Source organism: Pseudomonas sp. RT4P38 (assembly GCF_054897765.1).
This window is the reverse complement of sequence record NZ_CM142703.1, coordinates 3,544,697-3,565,459: the sequence shown is the minus strand read 5'-3', so window position 1 is coordinate 3,565,459 and position 20,763 is coordinate 3,544,697. Positions and strand designations below refer to the sequence as shown.

17 protein-coding genes and 1 pseudogene are annotated in these 20,763 nt (G+C 58.3%); 9 read left to right on the top strand and 9 right to left on the bottom strand.

The window, feature by feature from the left end; genetic code table 11:
- Positions 1 to 13: 13 nt before the first annotated feature.
- The 3 genes from ACYZT7_RS16440 to ACYZT7_RS16430 all read right to left on the bottom strand — a co-directional run bounded on the left by ACYZT7_RS16440 (position 14) and on the right by ACYZT7_RS16430 (position 2,582).
- The gene (locus ACYZT7_RS16440; RefSeq protein ID WP_462037405.1) at positions 14 to 1,138 is read right to left on the bottom strand and encodes an FAD-dependent oxidoreductase; all 1,125 of its coding nucleotides are present in this window, start codon (positions 1,136 to 1,138) and stop codon (positions 14 to 16) included.
- Positions 1,139 to 1,225: 87 nt separating this feature from the next.
- Positions 1,226 to 1,636: a Rieske (2Fe-2S) protein gene (locus ACYZT7_RS16435; RefSeq protein WP_462037404.1), complete on the bottom strand. Its 411-nt coding sequence runs from the start codon at positions 1,634 to 1,636 to the stop codon at positions 1,226 to 1,228.
- 7 nt (positions 1,637 to 1,643) lie between these two features.
- Entirely contained in the window at positions 1,644 to 2,582 is a 939-nt protein-coding gene (locus ACYZT7_RS16430; RefSeq protein WP_462037403.1) for a VOC family protein, read from the bottom strand.
- Positions 2,583 to 2,859: 277 nt separating this feature from the next.
- On the opposite strand from ACYZT7_RS16430, the gene ACYZT7_RS16425 reads away from it, so the two are divergent.
- Both ACYZT7_RS16425 and ACYZT7_RS16420 read left to right on the top strand, forming a co-directional pair.
- Complete coding sequence (locus ACYZT7_RS16425) at positions 2,860 to 3,822, top strand: LysR family transcriptional regulator (RefSeq protein ID WP_462037402.1); 963 nt, start codon at positions 2,860 to 2,862, stop codon at positions 3,820 to 3,822.
- A 59-nt stretch (positions 3,823 to 3,881) separates the two neighbouring features.
- Positions 3,882 to 5,039, top strand: coding sequence for an alpha/beta hydrolase family protein (locus tag ACYZT7_RS16420; protein WP_462037401.1), 1,158 nt, complete (start codon positions 3,882 to 3,884; stop codon positions 5,037 to 5,039).
- 68 nt (positions 5,040 to 5,107) lie between these two features.
- Here the strand turns inward: ACYZT7_RS16420 and ACYZT7_RS16415 are convergent, their stop codons facing one another.
- Complete coding sequence (locus ACYZT7_RS16415) at positions 5,108 to 5,494, bottom strand: nuclear transport factor 2 family protein (protein ID WP_462037400.1); 387 nt, start codon at positions 5,492 to 5,494, stop codon at positions 5,108 to 5,110.
- A gap of 260 nt (positions 5,495 to 5,754) precedes the next feature.
- Between ACYZT7_RS16415 and ACYZT7_RS16410 the strand changes: the two genes are divergently transcribed.
- Together ACYZT7_RS16410 and ACYZT7_RS16405 are read left to right on the top strand one after the other, a co-directional pair.
- Positions 5,755 to 7,104 (top strand): metal-dependent hydrolase family protein, encoded by a 1,350-nt coding sequence (locus ACYZT7_RS16410; protein WP_462037399.1) that lies wholly within the window; start codon positions 5,755 to 5,757, stop codon positions 7,102 to 7,104.
- An 11-nt stretch (positions 7,105 to 7,115) separates the two neighbouring features.
- Positions 7,116 to 7,550 (top strand): annotated as a pseudogene (locus ACYZT7_RS16405) (GlcG/HbpS family heme-binding protein); the annotation flags it as partial.
- On the opposite strand, the gene ACYZT7_RS16400 reads toward ACYZT7_RS16405, so the two are convergent.
- From ACYZT7_RS16400 to ACYZT7_RS16385, 4 genes are all read right to left on the bottom strand, one after another.
- Entirely contained in the window at positions 7,547 to 8,482 is a 936-nt protein-coding gene (locus tag ACYZT7_RS16400) for a LysR family transcriptional regulator (protein ID WP_462037398.1), read from the bottom strand. The pseudogene ACYZT7_RS16405 and the gene ACYZT7_RS16400 overlap by 4 nt on opposite strands.
- 232 nt (positions 8,483 to 8,714) lie before the next feature.
- Positions 8,715 to 10,763 carry an AAA family ATPase gene (locus ACYZT7_RS16395; RefSeq protein WP_462037397.1) on the bottom strand — a complete coding sequence of 683 codons (2,049 nt, stop codon included), beginning with the start codon at positions 10,761 to 10,763 and terminating at the stop codon, positions 8,715 to 8,717.
- Positions 10,760 to 11,293, bottom strand: coding sequence for a hypothetical protein (locus ACYZT7_RS16390; RefSeq protein ID WP_462037396.1), 534 nt, complete (start codon positions 11,291 to 11,293; stop codon positions 10,760 to 10,762). The genes ACYZT7_RS16395 and ACYZT7_RS16390 overlap by 4 nt, the downstream gene beginning before the upstream one ends.
- Complete coding sequence (locus ACYZT7_RS16385) at positions 11,293 to 12,612, bottom strand: SIR2 family protein (RefSeq protein WP_462037395.1); 1,320 nt, start codon at positions 12,610 to 12,612, stop codon at positions 11,293 to 11,295. The genes ACYZT7_RS16390 and ACYZT7_RS16385 overlap by 1 nt, the downstream gene beginning before the upstream one ends.
- A 443-nt stretch (positions 12,613 to 13,055) precedes the next feature.
- Between ACYZT7_RS16385 and ACYZT7_RS16380 the strand changes: the two genes are divergently transcribed.
- From ACYZT7_RS16380 to ACYZT7_RS16365, 4 genes are read left to right on the top strand one after another with little or no spacing between them, the layout of a single operon-like run.
- Entirely contained in the window at positions 13,056 to 14,555 is a 1,500-nt protein-coding gene (locus ACYZT7_RS16380; protein WP_462037394.1) for an SAVED domain-containing protein, read from the top strand.
- Position 14,556: 1 nt separating this feature from the next.
- Positions 14,557 to 15,699 carry an SMODS domain-containing nucleotidyltransferase gene (locus ACYZT7_RS16375; protein ID WP_462037393.1) on the top strand — a complete coding sequence of 381 codons (1,143 nt, stop codon included), beginning with the start codon at positions 14,557 to 14,559 and terminating at the stop codon, positions 15,697 to 15,699.
- Entirely contained in the window at positions 15,696 to 17,489 is a 1,794-nt protein-coding gene (locus ACYZT7_RS16370) for a ThiF family adenylyltransferase (protein WP_462037392.1), read from the top strand. Before ACYZT7_RS16375 ends, ACYZT7_RS16370 begins: the two co-directional genes overlap by 4 nt.
- Positions 17,486 to 17,986, top strand: coding sequence for a Mov34/MPN/PAD-1 family protein (locus ACYZT7_RS16365; protein WP_462037391.1), 501 nt, complete (start codon positions 17,486 to 17,488; stop codon positions 17,984 to 17,986). The genes ACYZT7_RS16370 and ACYZT7_RS16365 overlap by 4 nt, the downstream gene beginning before the upstream one ends.
- A gap of 322 nt (positions 17,987 to 18,308) precedes the next feature.
- On the opposite strand, the gene ACYZT7_RS16360 is transcribed toward ACYZT7_RS16365, so the two are convergent.
- Positions 18,309 to 19,181 (bottom strand): DNA-binding protein, encoded by an 873-nt coding sequence (locus ACYZT7_RS16360; RefSeq protein WP_462037390.1) that lies wholly within the window; start codon positions 19,179 to 19,181, stop codon positions 18,309 to 18,311.
- Between the two features lie 69 nt (positions 19,182 to 19,250).
- Between ACYZT7_RS16360 and ACYZT7_RS16355 the strand changes: the two genes are divergently transcribed.
- Positions 19,251 to 20,363, top strand: a complete 1,113-nt coding sequence (locus ACYZT7_RS16355) for a site-specific integrase (protein WP_462037389.1) — start codon at positions 19,251 to 19,253, stop codon at positions 20,361 to 20,363.
- Positions 20,364 to 20,763: the final 400 nt, after the last annotated feature.

Here is a 20,763-nt window from a genome sequence, read left to right as displayed (position 1 = left end):
CCGTCGTTTTGAATCAGATAGGTTCAGCCGTGCGTGCGAGCATCTGCTTGACCAGGCCGATACGATCGAAGTCGCGGTCGTGTTGCATCTCTTTGTCGCCGGCCAGCACCGAGCTTTCACTGATGTATTTGCAGCGCTCGAAACGGCGCGCCATGAAGCGCTGAAGCTGTTGTTCGACGTTGCCGCCGCCGGTCAGCTCTTCGCTGAGCACGATGGCATCCTCGATTGCCATTCCGGCCCCCTGCCCCAGGTGCGGCGTGGTCGCGTGGGCTGCATCGCCGATCAGCAGCACACGGCCGCGATACCAGGGCTCGTTGACGAACACCACTTCCATCGGCTTGTAGACCACCTGGCGGCTGTCGGTGATTTGCTCCCGCAGTTCGCCAATAAGGCCGGTGAAGCCTTGCAAGCGCTGGCGCATTTGCTCGGCCAGGATCGCGGGGTCCATCCAGGGGTTGGACGGTTCGTGGGATGTCAGGAACATGTACATCAGGTCGCCGGCCAGGGGCACCAGTCCGGCATTGCCTTCGGCGCTCTGGTAGTTGGCCAGGTGATCGATTTGCGGGTTACGCGGGAAGTTGTAGCGCCATACCGACTGGCCGGTAAAACGTGGTGTATAGGTGTCGCCGAACAGTAAAGTGCGGACTTTGGAGAACAGGCCGTCCGCGCCAAGCACAAGGTCGTAGACCCCGCTGCTGCCATCGGTGAACAGCACTTCGACGCTGTCGCCGTTGTCGTTCAAGGATTCCACGCTAAGACCCAGGCGTACTTGAGCTCCGAGCTGCAGCGCCGTTTCGCTGAGGACCTTGTGCAGCGCCAGTCGTGAAATACCGACATTCGCCGGGTACGCAGGTCCGGCCAGACGCTGCCCCGGGATGCGCGCCAGTTGCTGGCCGCCCGGGCCGTAAATGGCGACGTCTTCAAAGGCGTACGCCGCGTCAAGATAACCGTCGAGCACGCCCAGCCTGGCCATCTCACGAACCACGTTGCTTTGCTGGATGATGCCGACACCGTAAACCGTCCACTCTGACTTGAGCTCGATCAAGTCGACCTCAATGCCCTTGCGCCGCAGTGCGATGGCCGCACACAAACCACCGATACCACCGCCCACGATCAGAACTTTGTTCACTGCACTCATGGTTCTCTCACTTTTTATTCTTGTGATTCGAAGCAGCGCCGGGCGCTGCGTCGTTGGGTTCAGCTTCCCGTCAATCCAGGGATTTGACTAATCGCGAGTAGGGATGCGATGTATCTTGAAACGCGATACCTCGACCCGGGTCCCCGCGACCTCTATGCCGGGCATTTGCAACACCAGCCAGCCCTCCTCCACCCGCCATGGCAACGCCTGCAGTTGCTGGCCCAGGCAGGGGCCGTAGACACATTCGCCGGTGCCCGGCAGGAACTGCGCACCGTGGGCGTAGCAGACGATCATCTGTCCATCGGCGGACAGAAAACGGTCTTTGCGGTACTCCAAGCGCACATCCAGATGTGGGCAACTGTTGCGATAAATCCGCGGCTGCCCCTCGTGCATCAAGGCAAAAACACTGTCCTTGCCGCGCTGTAATGGATCGAATCCGCGGGCCTGTCCTTCCATCAGATCGTCCATCCGGCACAGGGGGAAATCGCTGCGGTCCATGCCACCCTCAACTGTGTTTCGGTGGCGGGCCGCCGGGTGCCCATTTTTCTTTCGAGCTAAACAGGAACAGCTGCGAGTTATCCGCCGACAGCGGCGCTCGACGTGCCTCCCAGGCGTCATCGTGCTTGTCCATGTCGGCGTCGTACTCAATGTGGCAACCCAGCGGACTGTTGAAGTACCAGAACCAGTTGGAGCCAAAGAGGTGGCGGCCCGGGCCCCAGAAACTGGTCCAGCCCTTCTGTTCGAAACGCGTGCCGGCCAACAACACCTCAGTGCCGCTGCCCATGTGGAAGGTGAAGTGTTCACAGCCCTTCATGTGCGCAGGGGTCTGGATCATGAACAGGCAATGGTGATCGTCGGAACCTGCCGGGCGCATGAACGGTCCGGCGCCGACAAAGGTATCGGTGGTCCTGAAACCCAGGCGCTCGGCATAGAACTTCTCGGCCTTGGCCGCGTCCGGGACGAAATACACCACGTGAGACAGGGTACGTGGCATCGCCGCCATGTCGAGGGTGATGCCAGGCTGGTTCAGCGGGCGTTGCGGTGAATGGCCGGCGGCGTTGGTCAGGTCATTCGGGGCGTCGTACGCTTTGCGCACAGTGACCTGGAAAGCAATCGCGAACCCCATGTCGTCGACGCTGTGCAGGATGCCATTTTCACGGGTGACCTGACGATCGCGTGCCAGTTCGTCTTCGATGGCGTCCAAATCCGCCGCGCTGGCAACGCCGTAGACGGTTTCGCGAATCGATGGTGCCGGGCCGATGGCGGCTGGCAGGGTTAGGTCGTCGGCCCGGCGGATGATCACCGCGGTACCGTCCAGTGCTTCAAAACGCCCGCCGTTGCTGTCGACGTCAACCGGCGTCAGGCCGTAATCACGCAGGCAATCGGTACAGGCTTGGATGTCATCGACGCCAAAAATCAGGGCGTCAAGGCCAATGATGTTCATGGCTACCACTCCATTGAAATTATGATCCGGAGACTGCCGCCGAACGCTCGAGATAGCCGTTCGAAGCTGCATGGATTCCGGTGGTGGTGTCGGCAACAAGTCCGACTGCGGCGAAGATTGACGCGGGGATTGACAGCTGACTAATCGAGTCGCGGGATGCGACCTATCGGCAAACGCGATACCTCAAACGAGAGGATTCGGAGCTGAAGCGGGGTTGACGAGATGATGAATTCGCAGGAATGTATCGTGAAAATAAATACAACAGCGGATGTGCCTGATGCGTTTCAACCACCTGGACCTCAATCTGTTAGTCGCACTCGATGTGTTGCTGGAAGAGCAGAACATCACCCGCGCCGCCGAACGTCTGCACATGACTCAGTCCGCCACCAGTGGCGTATTGGGGCGCCTGCGGACCTACTTCGAAGACGAATTGCTGGTGCAGGTCGGGCGAAAAATGCAGACCACCCCCTACGCCCGGGAGCTCATCAACCCGGTGCGCGAGGTGCTGCTGACGATCAAGTCATCGATTACCGCCAAGCCGGTGTTCGCCCCCACCACCAGCAAGCGGCACTTTCGCCTGGTGACATCGGATTACCTGATCAGCGTCCTGTTTGCCCAGGTCATCCAGAAGATTCATCAGGAAGCTCCGAATATCACTTTCGAAATGCTCGGCCCCAGCGATAACTCAGGGGAGTTGCTGATTCGCGGCGAGGTGGATCTGATGATCGTGCCCGAGCGGTACATCATCGAAGGTCACCCCTCCGAGTTGCTCTTTGAAGAAGAACACGTGTGCGTTGTGTGGCAAGGCAACGCCCTTGTCGGTGACAGCCTGACCCTTGAGCAGTACATGGACATGGGTCACGTCTCGGTCGGTTTTGGCCGCACCCGGCACATGAGCATCGAAGAGTGGTTCATGAACCAGTACGGCTTCAATCGTCGACTCGAAGTCATCACCAACGATTTCAACACCCTGCCCCAACTGGTGGTCGGCACCCAGCGTATCGCCACCATGCACCAGCGTCTGGCGCGCTTATATGCCGAATATCTGCCACTGCGTATCCTGCCTCCACCGGTCAAGATTCCGGTCATGCGCGAGTTCATGCTCTGGCACCGAAGCGTGGATGGCGATCCGATGCATCGCTGGCTGCGCGAGCGCATAAGTGAGTTCATCCAGCACCTGGATCAGGCTCCTATCGCCGCTCGCGATACCTCCCATCCCGCGTCACGATTGGCGAATTAGCGGGCGCGTCCTTAACGTGCCTTGAGAACATCAAGGCAACCACAAGGACAACAACAATCATGTTCCGTTATTTTCCGACCAATTACGTGTGGAATCTCTCTGTCGACCTGGCCATCGAAATGGGCGCCCGCATGGGTGAAATCGAAGAAATGTGCGCCCCGCTTCAGGAGGCCGCCCAGCAGCCCGACGCGGCCGGAACCAAGGCCTTCCGCGAAACCTGGGCGAAAATGGCCGACAAACTGTGTGGCCTCGCCGAAGAAGACGAAGGCCATGGCCGACTGCTATCCGCAGGCGAAAAGTACAACCGTGCCGCCACCTATTACCTCACGTGCGAACGTTTGCAGGCCCATGGCGCCCCCGGTCGTACCGAGTTGTACCAACGTTTCTTGCACACCTTCAAACGTGGTATCGAGTTGTCGCGGGAGAACTGCGAACGCGTTGAAATCCCTTACGAGGGTAAACACATTTCCGGCTTGCTGGTGCGGGCAGAAGGCGTGAGCGGGCCGGCACCGATTCTAGTCCAGGTCAATGGGCTGGATTCCACCAAAGAGATGAAATACCGCGTAGGTCTGCCGGCCTGGCTGGCCAAACGCGGCATCTCGTCGCTGATCATCGACCAGCCCGGCACCGGTGAAGCGTTGCGCCTGCACAACCTGATTGCCCGCTTCGACAGCGAGCACTGGGCCAGTCGCGTGGTCGACTGGCTGGAAACCCGAAGCGACGTGGATGCCAAGCGTATCGGCCTTGAAGGTGTCTCTCTCGGCGGTTATTACTGCCCGCGCGCGGTGGCCTTCGAACCCCGGTTTTCCTGTGGTGTGGTGTGGGGCGCAAACCATGACTGGCGCGATGTGCAAAAGCGTCGTCTGGAAAAAGAAGGCAGTTTCCCTGTCCCGCACTATTGGGCGCACGTGTGCTGGGTGTGGGGAGCCAAGGACATGGACGAGTTCATGGCCATCGCCGAAAACGTCCATTTGGACGGCGTCCTGGATCGGATCAAGGTGCCGTTCCTCGTGACCCATGGTGAAAAGGATTCGCAGATCCCTCTGAAGTGGGCACATCGCACTTACGAGCAACTGGTCAATAGCCCAAAACGCGAGCTGAAGATCTTTACCGAACGCGAAGGCGGCGTGCAGCACTCCAGCTTCGACAACAGCATCAACGCGGGTCAGTACATCGCCGACTGGATCGCCGAAAACCTGGGTGGCCACACTGCCTGATTCACTCGCAAAAAAAACGCCGGATAACCCTGGGGTATCCGGCGTTTTGCATTGAGGGATGAACGCATTCAGTTGGGGGAACGAGTACCGTGAAACGAGCTGATCTGCCAGCCCTCGGTGCCGAACGTCCACACCTGCGTGACAAACCCGTCACCGCGAATCGACTGCTCGCCGCCGCGCTTGCATAACGTGTTGCATTGAGTACCCGTCATCACCGCCAGGTGGTCTCCGTAAAAGCGGACCAGCAACTCGCCACGCTCAATGTCCAAATACTGAACGGCACTTCTTGCGTACTCCAGATAGTCCGCCTTGCCTTGCACCAATCCGGTGGTGTGCACATACACCAGGTCATCTGCGAACAACTCGGCGACGCGTGGGTAGTCTTCTTCAACCAATGCCCGGTGACGTTCTTGCTCCAGTGCCAGGAGTTCGGTTTTAACGGCTGTGGTAGTCATATGAATGGCTCTCTTTGGATGATGAGCGCGCACCATAGACTCAGGATTCAAGGTATAAAAAATCGTCGATCCCGATGCCTGCCATCGTTACTCGCGATACCCGAAGATTGATCTTGCTCATCGCAACGAAGTCCCCATGCATGCTGGCGTGCAGAAGCTATCGACCCCATCAATACGCGGGCATTGATGCAAGTTGTTGGTCGAATCCATAGCCGCGCCCTAGCCTCGCTTTGCATAACAATCAGCAAAGTGAAAACGCCATGAATGCCCTGCACCTGAAATGTCAGACCCTGTTCGACGGTACCGGCCTGAACACCCGTCAACAGCAAACGCTGGTCGTTGAAAACGGCCTGCTGTCGTATGTCGGCCCGACGGCCATGGCGCCGCAGCCGAAACCGGGCGACACCGTCCTCGACGCCGGTGACAACTTTGTCATGCCGGGTCTTGTGGACGTGCATACGCATTTGGCGTTCGGCAATGCTCAGAGCGAAGAAGACATCGATATTTGGACCAGCGACGAATTCCGTGCGCTGCGAGGCATGTTTTTCGCACAACATGTGCTGGCTGCTGGCGTCACCAGCATGGTTTGCCCGGGCGATAGCGGCCAGCTCAGCATCGCAGTGCGCAATGCGATCGCTGCTGGCTTGTACGAGGGCCCGCGCATCGCGGCCAGCAGCCGGGTCATCACCAATCGGCAGAGTCTCAACGACTGGTTTCCGAGCCGCGTGGGCGCTCCGGAATACTTCACCGCGCGCCTGGTTACCAGTCGCAGCGAAGCGTTGGCGGAAATACGTAAACAGGCCAAGGATGGCGTAGACCTGATCAAGATCGCCATGGACGGCACCCACCGTCGGCCGAACGGCGAAATCATCGCAGCATTCACTGCCGAAGAAACCTGTGAAATGGTCCAGGAAGCTCATCGCCTGGGCTGCAAAGTAGCCACCCACGCCTATGGTCGTGAGGCAGTAATGTACGCCGCCCGTGCCGGTGTCGACCTGGTGTTCCACGCCTTCTACATGGACGACGCTTGTATCGAGGCCCTGCTCGAGGCCGGTAGCATCCTCGCGCCGACCATGACCTTCCCGCAGAACACCGTGGACTTCTGTCAACCTCACGACCCGGCCATCAGTACCGGATATGCCGGGTACTGCGCACGCACACTCGAAGTCGGATCGGCGGTGCTCAAACGCGCCAAGGCCGCCGGCGTGCCCTTCGCCTGTGGCAGTGACAGCGGTTTTGCCGTGACGCCTTATGGCGAGTGGCACGCCCGCGAGCTGGAATTGCTGGTGACTCGCTTGGGCTTCACCCCCGCCGAAGCGCTATATGCCGCCACTGCCGTCGGCGCACGCTGCATGCCGCGCAGTGAAACCATCGGGTCCCTTGAAGTCGGCAAGCAAGCGGATTTCCTGTTGCTCGACGGTTCACCGTTGCACGACATCCGCATCCTGCAAGACCGCTCGCGCCTCAAGGCCGTGTACAAGGCCGGTCAGCCGGTACGTATGGAGCGCAGCCCCTACAACCCCAAGCAAGTATCCGATTTCAACTCATTGAAGTGGACTGACCTGTACACCCGCGACCGGGTTGCCCAATTGGGTAAGTGGACCGTATGAAGAGCGACATCATGAACACACTCAATCTATTCACAGCCATTCACATCGCCGGCAGCGCTATTCGAATCGCTCAAGAAACCGGGATCAAACCCTTGGCCGTCGCCGTCCTGGACTCGGCAGGCCATCCGTTGGCCGTCGTGCGAGATGAACAAGCGAGTTTTCTTCGCCCGCAAATCGCTACCGGCAAAGCGCGGGGCTGCCTGGGAATGGGCTTTGGAGGGCGAGAGTTGGCGCGCCGTGCGCAAGCCATGCCGGCATTCTTTGATGCGATCAATAGCCTGACCGCAGGTGAAGTGATTCCGGTGGCTGGTGGCGTGTTGATTCGCAATGCCGAGGGGAAGATTCTCGGCGCCATCGGCATCAGCGGCGACACCTCGGACAATGATGAACACTGCGCCGTGCAGGCAATAGACCGAGCCGGACTCGTGGCTGATACGGGGGATCAGCCGGCGGATTGCTCAAGCAATGCGGCCTGCTCCAACAACAGGCCGCGAAACCACATCATCGCCGGGTCGTGCTCCTGATATGGGTGCCACTGCAGCACTTGCACGGCCTCCGGAAAAGCCACCGGTGCGGGGAGAATGCGCAACGGATAACGCTTGGCGAAACGTTTCGCTTGCCGATGAAATACAGTGGCAATTCGAGAAGTACCAACGATGAACTCCGGCATCAGGGCGAAGCTTTCAACAGTCACCGCCACACGCCGGTGAACACCGAGCTCATGAAGATGCATGGCATCCATCGCCAGGTTTCGCCCGTCGGCAAACTCACGCACCACATGTTCGGCGGCGCAATAGGCAGCCAGGTTCAAACCCTCGACGAACTTCGTCTGCTCTGCACAGACGATGCAACACAACTGGTCGCTCATCAACGGCACATGGGGGTAAGCCGAGTTCAAGCGGCGCTGCGGCACAATCACACAGTCACTGCGACGATAGTCGAGCGCTTCGCTGACCACATCGCCGTCTCGCGGTACCGGCAAGTCCCGCAGGCTCAAACGTACACCCGGCGCGACGCGCGCCAACTCGAGACTGACCGCAGGAAAAAGCACCCCGGCCACGTAGTCGGAAGCCACCAGGGTAAATTGCCGAATGCAGTTGGCTGGTTCAAAGTTCACCGGTGCATCGATAATCTCCCGCGTGAGAGCGAGGGCTTCATGCACCTTGGGCAAAAGCTCCAGCCCCAGGGCAGTGGGCTCCAGACGCCGCCCGACTTGAACCAGCAACGGATCATTGAAATGCTCCCGCAAGCGTCCAAGCGCCGAACTGGTCGCAGACTGCCCCAAACACAAGCGTTCGGCTGCCCTGCTGACGCTGCATTCACTCAACAAGGCATCAAGGGCAACCAACAGGTTCAGATCGAGGCGTCGATACCGCATGCTCTTTCCGTATAAAAATAGATGGATACACGTATGAATTTTCTTTCGAGGCTGACCTGGTACGTGTCGCAATGGAATCACTCACACACGTGTAGGTTTTGCTTTATGACACTCACACCATTGATTAGGCGAGAAACGTCAATTTAACGCTCCATGTATCGGACTCGCCAATCGCATACTTAGCTATGAGATATCGCGATTGAAAATACCTCGTGTAGCGCGCTCTCGGCTTTCATGCGGTAGCGACGCTGCGTAGGACACTAACCGGCATCGGATGGATCTCTTGGTCGGTGACCACGCTCGTTGCGCCGAGCGGCCCGAGGTCGATGTCAAGACGCCGGCCCCCCTCAGTCGCGGTGCTCACCAAGCGGCGGCACAAGAGATCGGCGAGCGCGGGGTCCTCAACGGCGCAGATGATCTGACGCCCATCCAAGCGCAATGCAGCAAGCACTTCCACCAGGTGAAGAGCCCTAAAATCATCGATGTGCTGAACGGGATCGTCTAGCAGCAAAGACCTGAGCGGTGTCCAGGCCCGCGCGAGATGGACAGAGAGAAGGAAAGCGAGACCGGCGGCACGACGCTGACCACTACTGAAGACAAATTGCGGATTTAGGCCGTTTCCGACCCTAAGGCTCAAAAAACGACGGACGTCACCGCGAATGCTGTAATCAATTGTGCGCCAGTCGGCGTGTGGTCTTAGGCGCTGGTACAGCTCGTTGAGAAGCGGGCTAATCTGAGCGAGACGTTCATCGATTATCTCGGCGCTCACACGCTTGACCGAGCGTTCGATCTCGCGAGCTGCTGTAGCGGCAGTTTGCGACCGACTGACCGCCCGCGCCAGTTTCTCTACTTCAACTCGCAGCACCGAGATGTTGCTTTCGATTGACGACGTTTGCGATACCGCTAGCGAGGCTTCCAGCACTATCAACGCGCGCTCAAGGTCGATCAGCCGGTCGCGCTCCGAAGAAATGGCCCGCTCCAGCCCGTTAACATCATTGATGAAGCGAAAGTCGAGATCCCAATCCTCATAGAACGAGACATGAGCCTCTTCCTGCCTGCACAACCGTCTCAGCTCGTCTGCATGAGCTTCAAGCACGGCTACAGCGGCTTGGAGCGTAAGACTGGATAGCCGCGCATTTCCTTTCGCAGTAGAGAGAGCATCGCGAGCGGCCTGAACGCCCGACGCCAGTGATGTGATCCGGTGCAGCGCCGCAGCCACACCTGCGGAAAACTCCTCCGGCGTCCGGTAGGCTGCGCATAACGGGCAATGATCTTCGTGCAACCCGAGGCGCTCACCGTGCTCGACCAGAAGGCTCAGCGATGCCGCAATTGCGTCCATCTCCTCTTCGCGCTCGAGGCGTTGTTCGGCTTCCAAGACCGCTTGCTGCGCGGCCTGATGCTCGCGTTGCGCCGCTTCGTGCGCCCTTGAAGCGGCCTCCCGATCCCCAACGGCCTCCGGCATTTTGTAAGCCGCCTGCGCCAACTCAACCTCGCGACCGATTTGAAGCGCTTCGCCCATTCGATCCAATCGGGTTCGTCCGTTCGCGAGTGCATTTCGACCCGCAGTCAGTCGTTCCCCCAGCTCAGGCGGCGCATCCGGCGCGGCTGTGTCGATCACCTGGAGTGCGGAGGACATATCACCTGAGCGGCTTAGGGTCGCTTGTGTCTCAGACAGTTGCGTTAATCTGTCCGCCAACCGCGAACGGGCAGTTTCATAGGCGGATTCGTCTTCAGAAAGCGTGGCTTCGGCAGCCGCCACAACCGCCTTGGCTCTACTACCTGCCTCCGAGCCTTCTAAAGCACCGAGCGCCGAGCGCACAAGATCGAATCGCTCCGTTTCCGTGAGGTCTACGCTGAGCGCGGCGATCCATTCGTCGCGGATGATTGAGGTTCGAGTGAGCTGCCAGAGTGCATTTTCTGGCACAGGCCCGCTGCAAAGCGCAGCCTGGATTTCATCCGCTGAATGATCAGCACCTGACTCACGTGTGCGAGTGATGGTGAACGACTTGCCATCGTCGTCGACAAACGAGACCGTTACATAGTGGGCCTTTGGAACGCCTTCGCCACGCCACCATAAATAATCGCTAAGGCTTTCCTTCGCCGACTTCTCAACAGCATATTTGTCGATAGAACCGATGATCGCAAACTCGACCGCATCGCATATCGTGCTTTTGCCAACACCGTTCCGGCCCGTGATGACAGTGAAGCCCCGTCCGAAGTTAATCCGGACGAGATCCCTGAATCCACGAAAACCGCATACTTCGATGAAGTCGAGCCTCATGATGTCGCTCCCAAGATGCGAGCAACCTCCGCTGGCGTTGTCGCGTTATTAATGAACGCAGTTACTGCCTCAGAAGAAATGTCGTTCAGCCTAGTGCGCAGTCTCGTCTCGAAGTTTGCGACGCCAAGCAACGGCTTGGCGCGTAAGGACAGCAGCGGCAGCAGCGCTTTCTCAACGTCATCCGTTGTGATGATTGAGGCCCTGGCAATTTTTCGCGTCAGAGAGAAATCCTCTTCGATTCGCTCAATCTCACGCGCTCGGCGTGCATCTTGATCCGGGGTCAGAAAGATTGAATAGACATTCCACGCTTTCGCTCCTGCGGCGCGCAACGAAGCAGCATGACGGGCGAGTGCCACTTGCTGGCTCGCACGCCAAGTGCTGAGAAGAGTATCTGCGGTGTCGAAGACATGGACGAATCCCATCAGCGCTGCGCTTTCGAAACAAGTCACTGGGCCGGCTGAGCCAGGCCACATCCAAGTTTCGTACTGGGCGTCGCGAAGGAGAATTTCGACTTGCGTGAGGATATCCATTAGATGCCCAACTCTGCTCTTGCCCCTGGGAGGTCGTACCATTCGCCCGCTGGGTTAGGACGAATCACGTCGCCGCTGCGTCCGCTTCGCACGACGTTATCCGGCACGCCCAAGTCGGTCGCACCCACTGCTACAACGATATCAGACTGTATCACGGCGGGTGGCTCGACGAATTTCCCGCGTAGCGTCCCGAGGACGGATTGCACTCCGTTGAGAACCCGGATGCTCCGGCCATTCAACTCATAACCATCGGCGCGTTGAACGGCCCCAGCCTGACGCAACAACAAATGGAAGAAACCGAGAGTTTCCGGATTTGCCGGGCGCAGGAGCTTGGCCGGCTCCGCCGCCGAGACGCCTTCGGCATCCCTCCTCAGACCATACAAAACCTCGCTATCGAAATTATCAACGTTTAGCCAAGCCGGATCGCACTGGACTCCTGTGGAGTGCTCAAAGGCGGCTCGCCCGGCGTCCAGAACCTGGCGAAGGTAATTCGATGAGAATGCGCGACGAAGTTCGTCGAGTGCCACAGCCCCGGACTGTTGAACATGTTCGAACGTCACGTTTTGTGCGTGCGCGATCTCCCAGAGCTGGGGGGCCTTTTGCTCGAGCGCATTTGTTGGCGACAGGTCGATAACGGTCACGGACAGCGGTTGAACGTCGATCAGTGCGGCGCCGATCACGGAATTGAGGTATTCCCAGTCTGACCAGAAGCCCACGACAAGCAGGTCCTTCTGCCGAAGGTTGGCAGCCATCCAGACTTTGCTTCGCGCAATACGGGCCGAGATATTCGGATCATTGAGCTGTGAAGGCGCCCAGACGGTGGCTAGTCGATCGCGGTGAGAACAGCCATGGAATTTCAGCAAGGGCGCCTGACGAACAGAATCGGCGGTGGCTTCATCTCCGTCAAGCGAGCCGCGGAAGTCCGCGCCATAGTCCCAGGCGCGTCGTTCGATGAGGGTATCGTAGTTGCTAGATATGCCAGCAACGGCTGCGCGAGTGATGAGAAAATCCGCTATCGCGGCATGCCCAGTGTTCGATGGCCGCATAAAAGCTGGCCAAGGCACTAGATGTTCGATGAAGACCGATTGAAGGGCGTTGAGTCCTGCGAAGTGTTCGGCGAGCGCCTCCAGATCGTTTCGAAGCGCTAGGTCACAGTTCGGATCAGACTCAAGACGGTATTTGTCAAAGCACCGCTCGGAAACTGTCCAGGCCGACGGCAGGTTGCTAGGCGGCGCCATTGATAGCCCGGCACCACAGATCACTAGAAGGCGGCCAGCGTTCATAGCAGCTAGCAGCCGAGTGATTGTCTCAGGCGTCATCTTCGCGTCCACCAAAAGCAAGCTTGCCGACTTGATTTGATTGCGACTGGATCGATCCAGCTGATCGTATTAATGATATTCACTGCTGTCCCTCGCTAATGCCTGAGCCCGCTTCTCGCTGGGAAAAACTAGTCCAATCTTTGGGTCCCTTTGCCCTCCGGCTGGATTTCTTGGTATGAGCCTGCGGTTACATCGTAGCACTCAATGATGGCCAAGCGCCCCGTGACCAGCAAACGCTCCGACTCTGCTTGCAATCCGTCCGCTTCTGAGCGGTTACTGCCTGTCGTGATGGGCAGCAACCAAAAGTAGTCACTTGCTGCCAACAGAGTGAGCCCTAGATTTTCCTGTCTGCCGATCAAGAGATCGCATAACCATCGTTCCGGCTTGATTCCAGCGTGGAGAGGAGATAGCTTTTCGCCATTGAGCTACATAAGGAATTGAGCATGGCAAACGCGGTTTTGGCTGGATGGCACGGGCATGACTATCAAGCTCGCTTCTTCTGGATTCATGCCTCCGCATTAAGGGACCCGGACCAGTCGCACGTTATTGAGGTCTCTTACGAGGCTGACGGCCCTAAAGCTTTCGACGACGTGATTATTCGCTATGACCCACCGCGGGCGAGCACTGGCCCCGCGCGCATCTCGGTGGACTACCATCAGATCAAGTTTCATGTCACAGGCGCAGGTCGATTCGGCTACGCAGATCTCATCGACCCGGCCTTCATAGGCGCCGAATCGGTGTCTCTCCTGGAAAGATTGAAGCAGGCAAAAGAGAACGCCCCTCAGAACTCTGCTTTTCACCTCGTTACAATCGACAGCGTTAAAGATGGCGATCCACTGGGTGAGATCATTTCGGCCGTGGACTATTCCCTGCGCCTGGACAAGCTCTCGGTTGGCAAGACGGACACCAGCAAAATGGGCAAGGTTCGCAAGCTGTGGCGCGAACACCTTAAGCTCGCATCAGATGACGAATTGAAGAAGGTGCTGGAAGGACTCCATATTGCTACCGCGCAGCGATCCCTGACTCAGCTTCGTGAAGAAGTGAACCTTCGCTTCCGAGTAGTTGGCCTGATCAGCTGCCATGACAGTTCCGAATTCCGCTTCGATGCTGCTGCAAGGTCTCTCAAGAGTAAAGGCCTGTACCAGTTTACGCGTGAGCAGTTCGAAACCCTTTGCAAAGAGGAAGGTTGGGTTCGTTCCGATACTCCTGAGAATCGCCTCAACGTAGCCCTTCGCTCGTTTGCAGATGGCCCAACCGACCGAATAGATGCGCTACCGGAGAACACTCTTTCACTCTTGCAGCACTTTGACGGCCGTCACCTCAGACCAGGCGAGGATTGGGCATCTGCAATTCAACCAGCGGTTGAGTCGTTCCTGGTGCGAATAAAGCAAGCGGAACGCCGTATTCGACTCTTTCTGGACGTTCATACCTCTATCGCATTCCTGGCAGGGCGATGCCTCGGGTTGAAATCCGGCATGGAGGTTGAGCTCGTTCAGAAGGGGCGCTCAGGGACATCCGTTTGGCGGGTAGATGACGGCAAAGACAAGTGCGCGGCCAGTGTCACTGTTGAGCAGCTCCATGCTGGTCCAGACATTGCGCTCGCGCTGAGCATCTCTCGAGACGCTTTGGACGATGTGCGGGAATACGTTGCCAAACAGCCGACGATAGGCAAGATTTTGCACATTACTCCTGCAGAAGGGCCAGGCCAAAACGCTGTAGCTGGAGGAGCCCATGCCGCCCGCTTGGCGGACGACGTTGCCAAGGCAGTGGCCAAGGCTCGGGTTCCATTCGGCGCTCAAATCCATGTGTTCAGCGCGGCGCCGAATGCGGTCAACTTTTTCGTGGGGCAACACGTTGAAGCCATGGGCCCATGCGTCTTCTACGAATTCGACTTTAACCGCCGCGTCGACGGTAGCTACCACTCCACCTTCAAGGTTCAATGACATGGAACTCAAACCTCAATTCGCGGAGTTCCTTGCCGGAATTCGGCCAACGACCTCGCAGCAGGAAGATTGGAAAGTCGGGTCGAAGACCTTGCGGAGTCGGCTCGAGTCCGATGAAAAACTCAAGGACATCGTCGTAGCCACCTTCCTACAAGGCAGTGTTCGCAGGTCAACAGCCATCCGCCCCTTGGGAGAGAAACGCCCAGATGTCGATGTCGTGGTGGTGACGAATCTGGACTACAACCGACTGACACCGAAAGAGGCCATGGACCTCTTCGAGCCATTTCTTGAGCGGTACTACAAAGGAAAATGGCGACCCCAGGGGCGCTCATTTGGAATTGAACTTTCCTATGTGGATCTCGACCTGGTAATCACAGCTCTGCCCACCGACGGTTCAAGTCGCAGTCTCTTGGAACAGCTCTACCGGTCGCAGTCGGTGTTGACCACTAACTCGCTCGAAGAAGAGACCAGCTGGCGACTGAACCGCAGTTGGACACCACCTAGTGGCCTGCTCGGCAACGTGACGCTTTATCAGGATGCCCCTCAGGAGGAGTGGAAGCCTCACCCACTGTTTCTTCCTGATCGGGATGCCGGCAAGTGGGGACGCACTCACCCACTCGCACAGATCCAATGGACGGCAGCAAAAAATCGAACGTGCAACGGCCACTACGTGAACCTTGTGCGGGCAATAAAGTGGTGGCGCCAAGAAAATGCTGACCGTCTTCCCAAGTACCCGAAAGGCTACCCACTGGAGCACATGATTGGGCATGTCTTGGCGGACGGTACCACTTCTATGGCAACGGGCCTGGTTCAAGCCTTGGAGAGCTTCAAGGATACCTGGTCCTACTATGACCTGCTCAATGTAGTCCCAACACTTGCCGACCATGGAGTTCCAGAGCACAACGTTCTCGCGCGCTTGCCGGTAGAGGACTTCAAGGCCTTCTACGCGGCAGTATGCGAAGCAGCCAAGCTGGCTAGGAAAGCGCTCGACTGCACAGATGCCCAGGAAAGCGGTCAGTTGTGGAAAGACTTGTTGGGGAGCAAGTTCCCGCTGCCCGGCCCAAAAGGTGGTGACAGGTCGAATGGCGGCTTTACCGCACCGACCCACTCTGCCCAGCCAAACAAGACTGAGCGGTTCGCTTGACTGCCCTTCAAGCGATAACGCCCCACGTTCTGTTGTCTGTTGTCGATGCCATCAACAGCGATGCACGCACCCGCACAGACAGCAGCTGGGAGTTGCATTCCGAAGGAGAATGGTCGCTACGGTTTTCCGCACGTCTTTCCGTACCGGCGACCGACTTTGTGCCAAACGAATCGATCTGGCACCTGGTGGTCTGGACAACTCCCGGTGGGGAGAAAGCTCACGTTTATCCGGATGCTACTAACGGCATCACCGCTACATTCCCTCATCAGGATTACAACGGCGAAGCGCATCCACCGCGTCATTGGAGGCTCGGCAAACCATGCTTGGAAAAACCCATCGGCGTTTTCAATCGTACTAGTTGGTCGAACGAACCTCGCAACTTGGCCGAACGCTTGCTTTGGTTGCAGCAGCGTTTGTTGGACTGGATTGACGCGGCAGCAAGCGATTCCCTTAGCGTTGAGGGAGACCCACTAGAACTGCCGGCATTAGCCGGGCAATCCCTTTTTCCCCTGTTGGGATTTCGAGAAATCGCCGGCGACCTTTCGCAGTGGATGCCTCATCATGGGAGCTGGGGGTACGCAAGCACGAGCCCGTTGCGAGGGGCCGATAGCACCCGTGTCGTAACGGCATTCCAACTGCCCGATGGCGAAATCATCAAGACCATTGAATGGTCGCCTTCGATGCTGGGCAAAGGACGTACATCCGATGCCGTATGGCTTGTCTTACCTGAGATTCCAGTCACGCGCCCCTGGCAAGCGCCTACATCTTGGCTGGAGCTGAACGAACGGCTAGCAGCTAACCACATCAATCTTGAAAAAATACTCGTTGAAATGGGGAGCGCGGTTAGGCGAAGTCTTCGGAGAGCCCCTCCCTGGGTACTATTTCTCGGATTCCCGATCGCGGAGCAGGTCGGGTCAGCACCATCCCGATTGCACTGGCTCGCGATTAGATCCCCCTCACTCGCCAACAAGACAGCGCGGCGAAAGGGTTTCAGGTCCTGCGAGCACAACCATCGCAGCTGGGATGCTGAGATTGCTACGTCCAAAGAACCCTTGAAGTGGCAGCGAACAGCCAACTGGGCCTCCGACCAACTGCGAACTAGGGGGGCTGCCGAGAATGAGATGTGCGGGAGCCGAATTCTGCTGATAGGTGCAGGTTCCCTCGGAAGCTCAGTCGCGGAGAACCTCCTCCGCATGGGCGTTTGCGAACTGGGCATTCTGGATTATGACTGGGTGATGATGGGCAATCTCAGTCGCCATACACTCTCAATGCAGGCTGTGGGACACAAGAAGGCCAAGGCTCTTGCTGCGCACCTCAACGAATGCATGCCCGATGCAAAGGCCAGGGCGTTTGATACTGTGTTTCCGCCCCACAACGAACAGCTAAAACAAGCAGTCAGAAGCTATGACGTGATAGTCGACTGCACGGGTGCCGATGAAGTATTGGATGCTCTGGCTTCGTTCGACTGGAAAAGTGAAAAGCTCTTTGTGAGCCTAGCAATGACATGGCGAGCGGAAGGCCTTTTCGCATATGCGGCTTCCGAATCAAGTTTTCCGGCCGTAGATGCCAAATCCCAATTTGCGGCCTCTCCTACCCCGCCACTCAACGAGTTAGGCGCACAGATTGAAGGCATTGGATGCTGGCATGCGGTATTCCCTGCGACTGCTGATGATGTTCAGCTATGGGGAGCGGTTGGTAGCAAATTCATCCGTAGGGCAGTTTTGAGTCCAGGACGGCGCTATGAGTATTTCCGGCAGATGTCGGACGGCACAGTCGAGCGCGCAAAATGAACGACTCCGGTCCACTGTCATTTTCGAGCCCTAGTGCTCCATACACTGTGACCCTTGAGGTTGCAGTCTTGAGCAAGATGGTGAGTGACTGCACCCGGGCAGGAGCACACGAAACAGGCGGCATCCTGATAGGTAATTACAGTAGCGACGGGAGCATTGCCCTGGTCTCGGAGATTACGTCACACCCCAAGGACTCGATCAGCAGCTCAGTAACCTTTCAACGCGGAATCATCGGCCTGAAAGAATTGCTCGCCGCGCGCTGGGATGAAGGTTTTCACTACGTCGGTGAGTGGCACTATCATCCTGGCGGGTCACCGGAACCAAGTAGCCCCGATTTACATGCCATGCGATCCATCGCGACAAACTCCAAATATTCGTGTCGAGAACCGATTCTGATCATATTAGGTGGACGGCCCCCACGAGAAGTAAAGCTCAGCGTCACAGTTTTTCCGGCCAATAGGCCATGCGTTAGATTAAATCCATTCTCCTGCTTTTGAATCGCCCCGCCTTTCCTGCCGGCTGTTCAACCTAGATGCGGTCCTAATACGGTTAGCTCAACCGACGGCCGCTTCTGGCCGAGGCTGTGTAAAAACGTTTTTGAGCGCGGCAGGTACTCAAAACCGGACTGAAAATCGCGCTTCTACGCGAAATCCACATCTGCTGACGTGCCGATAAATTTCAGATTTAACGTAGACGCGCACACTTCAATTTTGGTGAAGCGTTTTTACACACGCTGGGCCGATAGCAGCCCTTGATGACGAGCGTGCAATCTATTACATCGACTTACGGTGTATCGCCGTGCGGATGCCGACTTCTCCCTCAGGGATTGGACATTGTCGATGCGGGCTTACGGGACCTTGGCTTGCGCTTAGTCACGGCAGTCTGGCGTAGCTGCGTCAATTGCTGTTCCAACGTATCGGCACGAGCCTGCTGCGCCGCGGCGCGTTGCAGCGTTTGGTTGAGCTCGGTTTGGTTCGATTCTAGTCGCCGTTGCAGTTGCTCAATTCGCCGTCCGGTCTCCTTGAGCTGGATCGACATCACCTTGCCCTCCTCCCGCGTGCGGTCGATCTCACGGTGCGCGCGATCCTCGACGCCGCGCAAGTAGCTCTCCTGCGCGACGCGCTCCTGCTCGGTCTTGAGCTGCAGCGCCTGTAGTTCCAGCTGTAATGTCTGATTCTGTTGCCGAGCATCACCGCGCTCGCACAGCAGAATTTCGCGCTGTTGTTGCAGGTCCTCGATTTGCATCTGACGCTGCGCCAGCAGCAACTCGAGGTCAGCCAGTCGCGCCTCGGCGGCTTGGCGCCCAGCCACCGCCTCAGCTGCTTGCTGGCGATATTGCGCCGCATCCTGACGCGCCTGATCCTCAATCTCGGCGACTCGCTCGCGTTCTGCGATCAACGCCTGGCGTTGACCCACCAACCCTTGTTCGGCGACGCCTTGCGCCATAAGGATTGCCTGTTGCCACACCGCAACGAAGGCCTGTGACACCTCGCCGGGTAGTGTCGGCAGACGGGTCTCGCCGCTTAAACGTTCCGCGAGGCGCGCCCACCATTGATCCAGCAGCCCGCCAACCCGCGCCGGGCTGCCGCGCCCCAGTTCCTGGCGCACCCGCTCCACGGTCGGGCGCTCGCCGCGGGCCAGCACCGCATCCGCTGCGGCAAACACCTCGTTTTCCGGCACTCCTACTGCCATGGTTCATCTCCCGCTATATTAGGTCTGATAATAGAATGTTATCCGATCTAACACCAATAGGAAAATACGGTGAACGTATTAAATAAAACGACCCTACCGATTATAGCGACAAAAACGCATTTAGACCCGTCCGTGCTGGCCTGCAGCACGCAGGCGGCCGCTGCGGCTTTTATCGCCGCCGGTACCGCGGCCAACACGGTACGCAGTTACCGCAGCGCCCTAAATTACTGGCAAGCGTGGCTGCAGCTGCGCTACGGCCGGGTGCTGGGAGATGACGCCCTCCCTGTGCCGGTCGTGGTGCAATTCATCGTCGACCACTTGGCATGCCCCGTCACTGATGGGACCTGGCACCACCTGTTGCCCGTCGAGATCGACCTGGCCCTGTGCAAGGCCCGGGTCAAAGGCAAGCCCGGCCCCTTGGCCTTCAGCACCGTCAGTCACCGCCTGGCCGTCCTGGCCAAATGGCACAAGCTCAAGCACTGGGACAACCCCTGCGCCGCGCCCGCAGTCGCCACCTTGCTCCGAGAAGCGGGCAAGGCGCAGGTTCGTCAAGGCATCCGAGTCCGTAAGAAAACCGCCCTCACCCGCGAGCCCCTGCAGGCGCTGCTGGAGACCTGCACCGATGGGTTGCGCGGCCTTCGTGACAAAGCCTTGCTGTTGCTTGCCTGGAGCGGGGGCGGGCGGCGCCGGTCGGAGGTGGTGGCGTTAAGAATGGAAGACTTACGTCGGCTGGATGAGGAAACCTGGCTGTATGCACTCGGGGCCACGAAAACCGAGACCAGCGGTCAGGTTCGCGAAAAGCCGTTGCGCGGTGACGCGGCGCGCGCCCTCGACGCCTGGCTCACGGCCGCGCCCTGCCCTGGCGGGCCGATCTTCCGCCGGCTGCGCAAGTATGACCAGGTGACGGAGACCGCCCTGTCAGGGGATGCGGTAGCCCGGATGATCAAGCGTCGGGCGACGCTGGCGGGCCTGACCGGGGATTGGGCGGCGCACAGTTTGCGTTCCGGTTTTGTGACCGAAGCGGGACGCCAGGGAGTCCCCCTGGGCGAAGTCATGGCCATGACCGAACACCGTAGCGTCAATACCGTCATGGGCTATTTCCAAGCCGGCTCCCTGTTGTCCAGCCGGGCCATACGATTGCTGGAGGAGGAAGACGTTGCTCCGCCCCCACGCCGTGTGTGATCCGCCAGCGATGGCGGATGAGACCTGGCACCGAGTCGGCAGTACGCTGGGCCAGCGTCTTCACGCGTGGTCAAGAAAGCCCGAGTCATCGCTGGGTCACCCTGTGCCTCAGCGGGCCCTGCGAACCCGTGAGCCGCGCCACCATCGCGGTGTTGATGCTACCGCGTTGAATACAGCAGAGGTACGTCAGCCCCTAACTTTTGCCTCATCTCCAAGAATAAAGGCATAAAGTCAAAACAAAGATCATCGACCGTGCGCCGGTAAACCGTTGCCTGCTGCCGAAGCTCCTCGAGTAGATGCAGGTCAACCAGCAACTGCGCGAGGCATCGGTCTCGCTCGGTTTTACTGAACGCGAAACCTTGCTCTGTGCACTCGGCACTTAACAGGCGGCGCAGCTCAT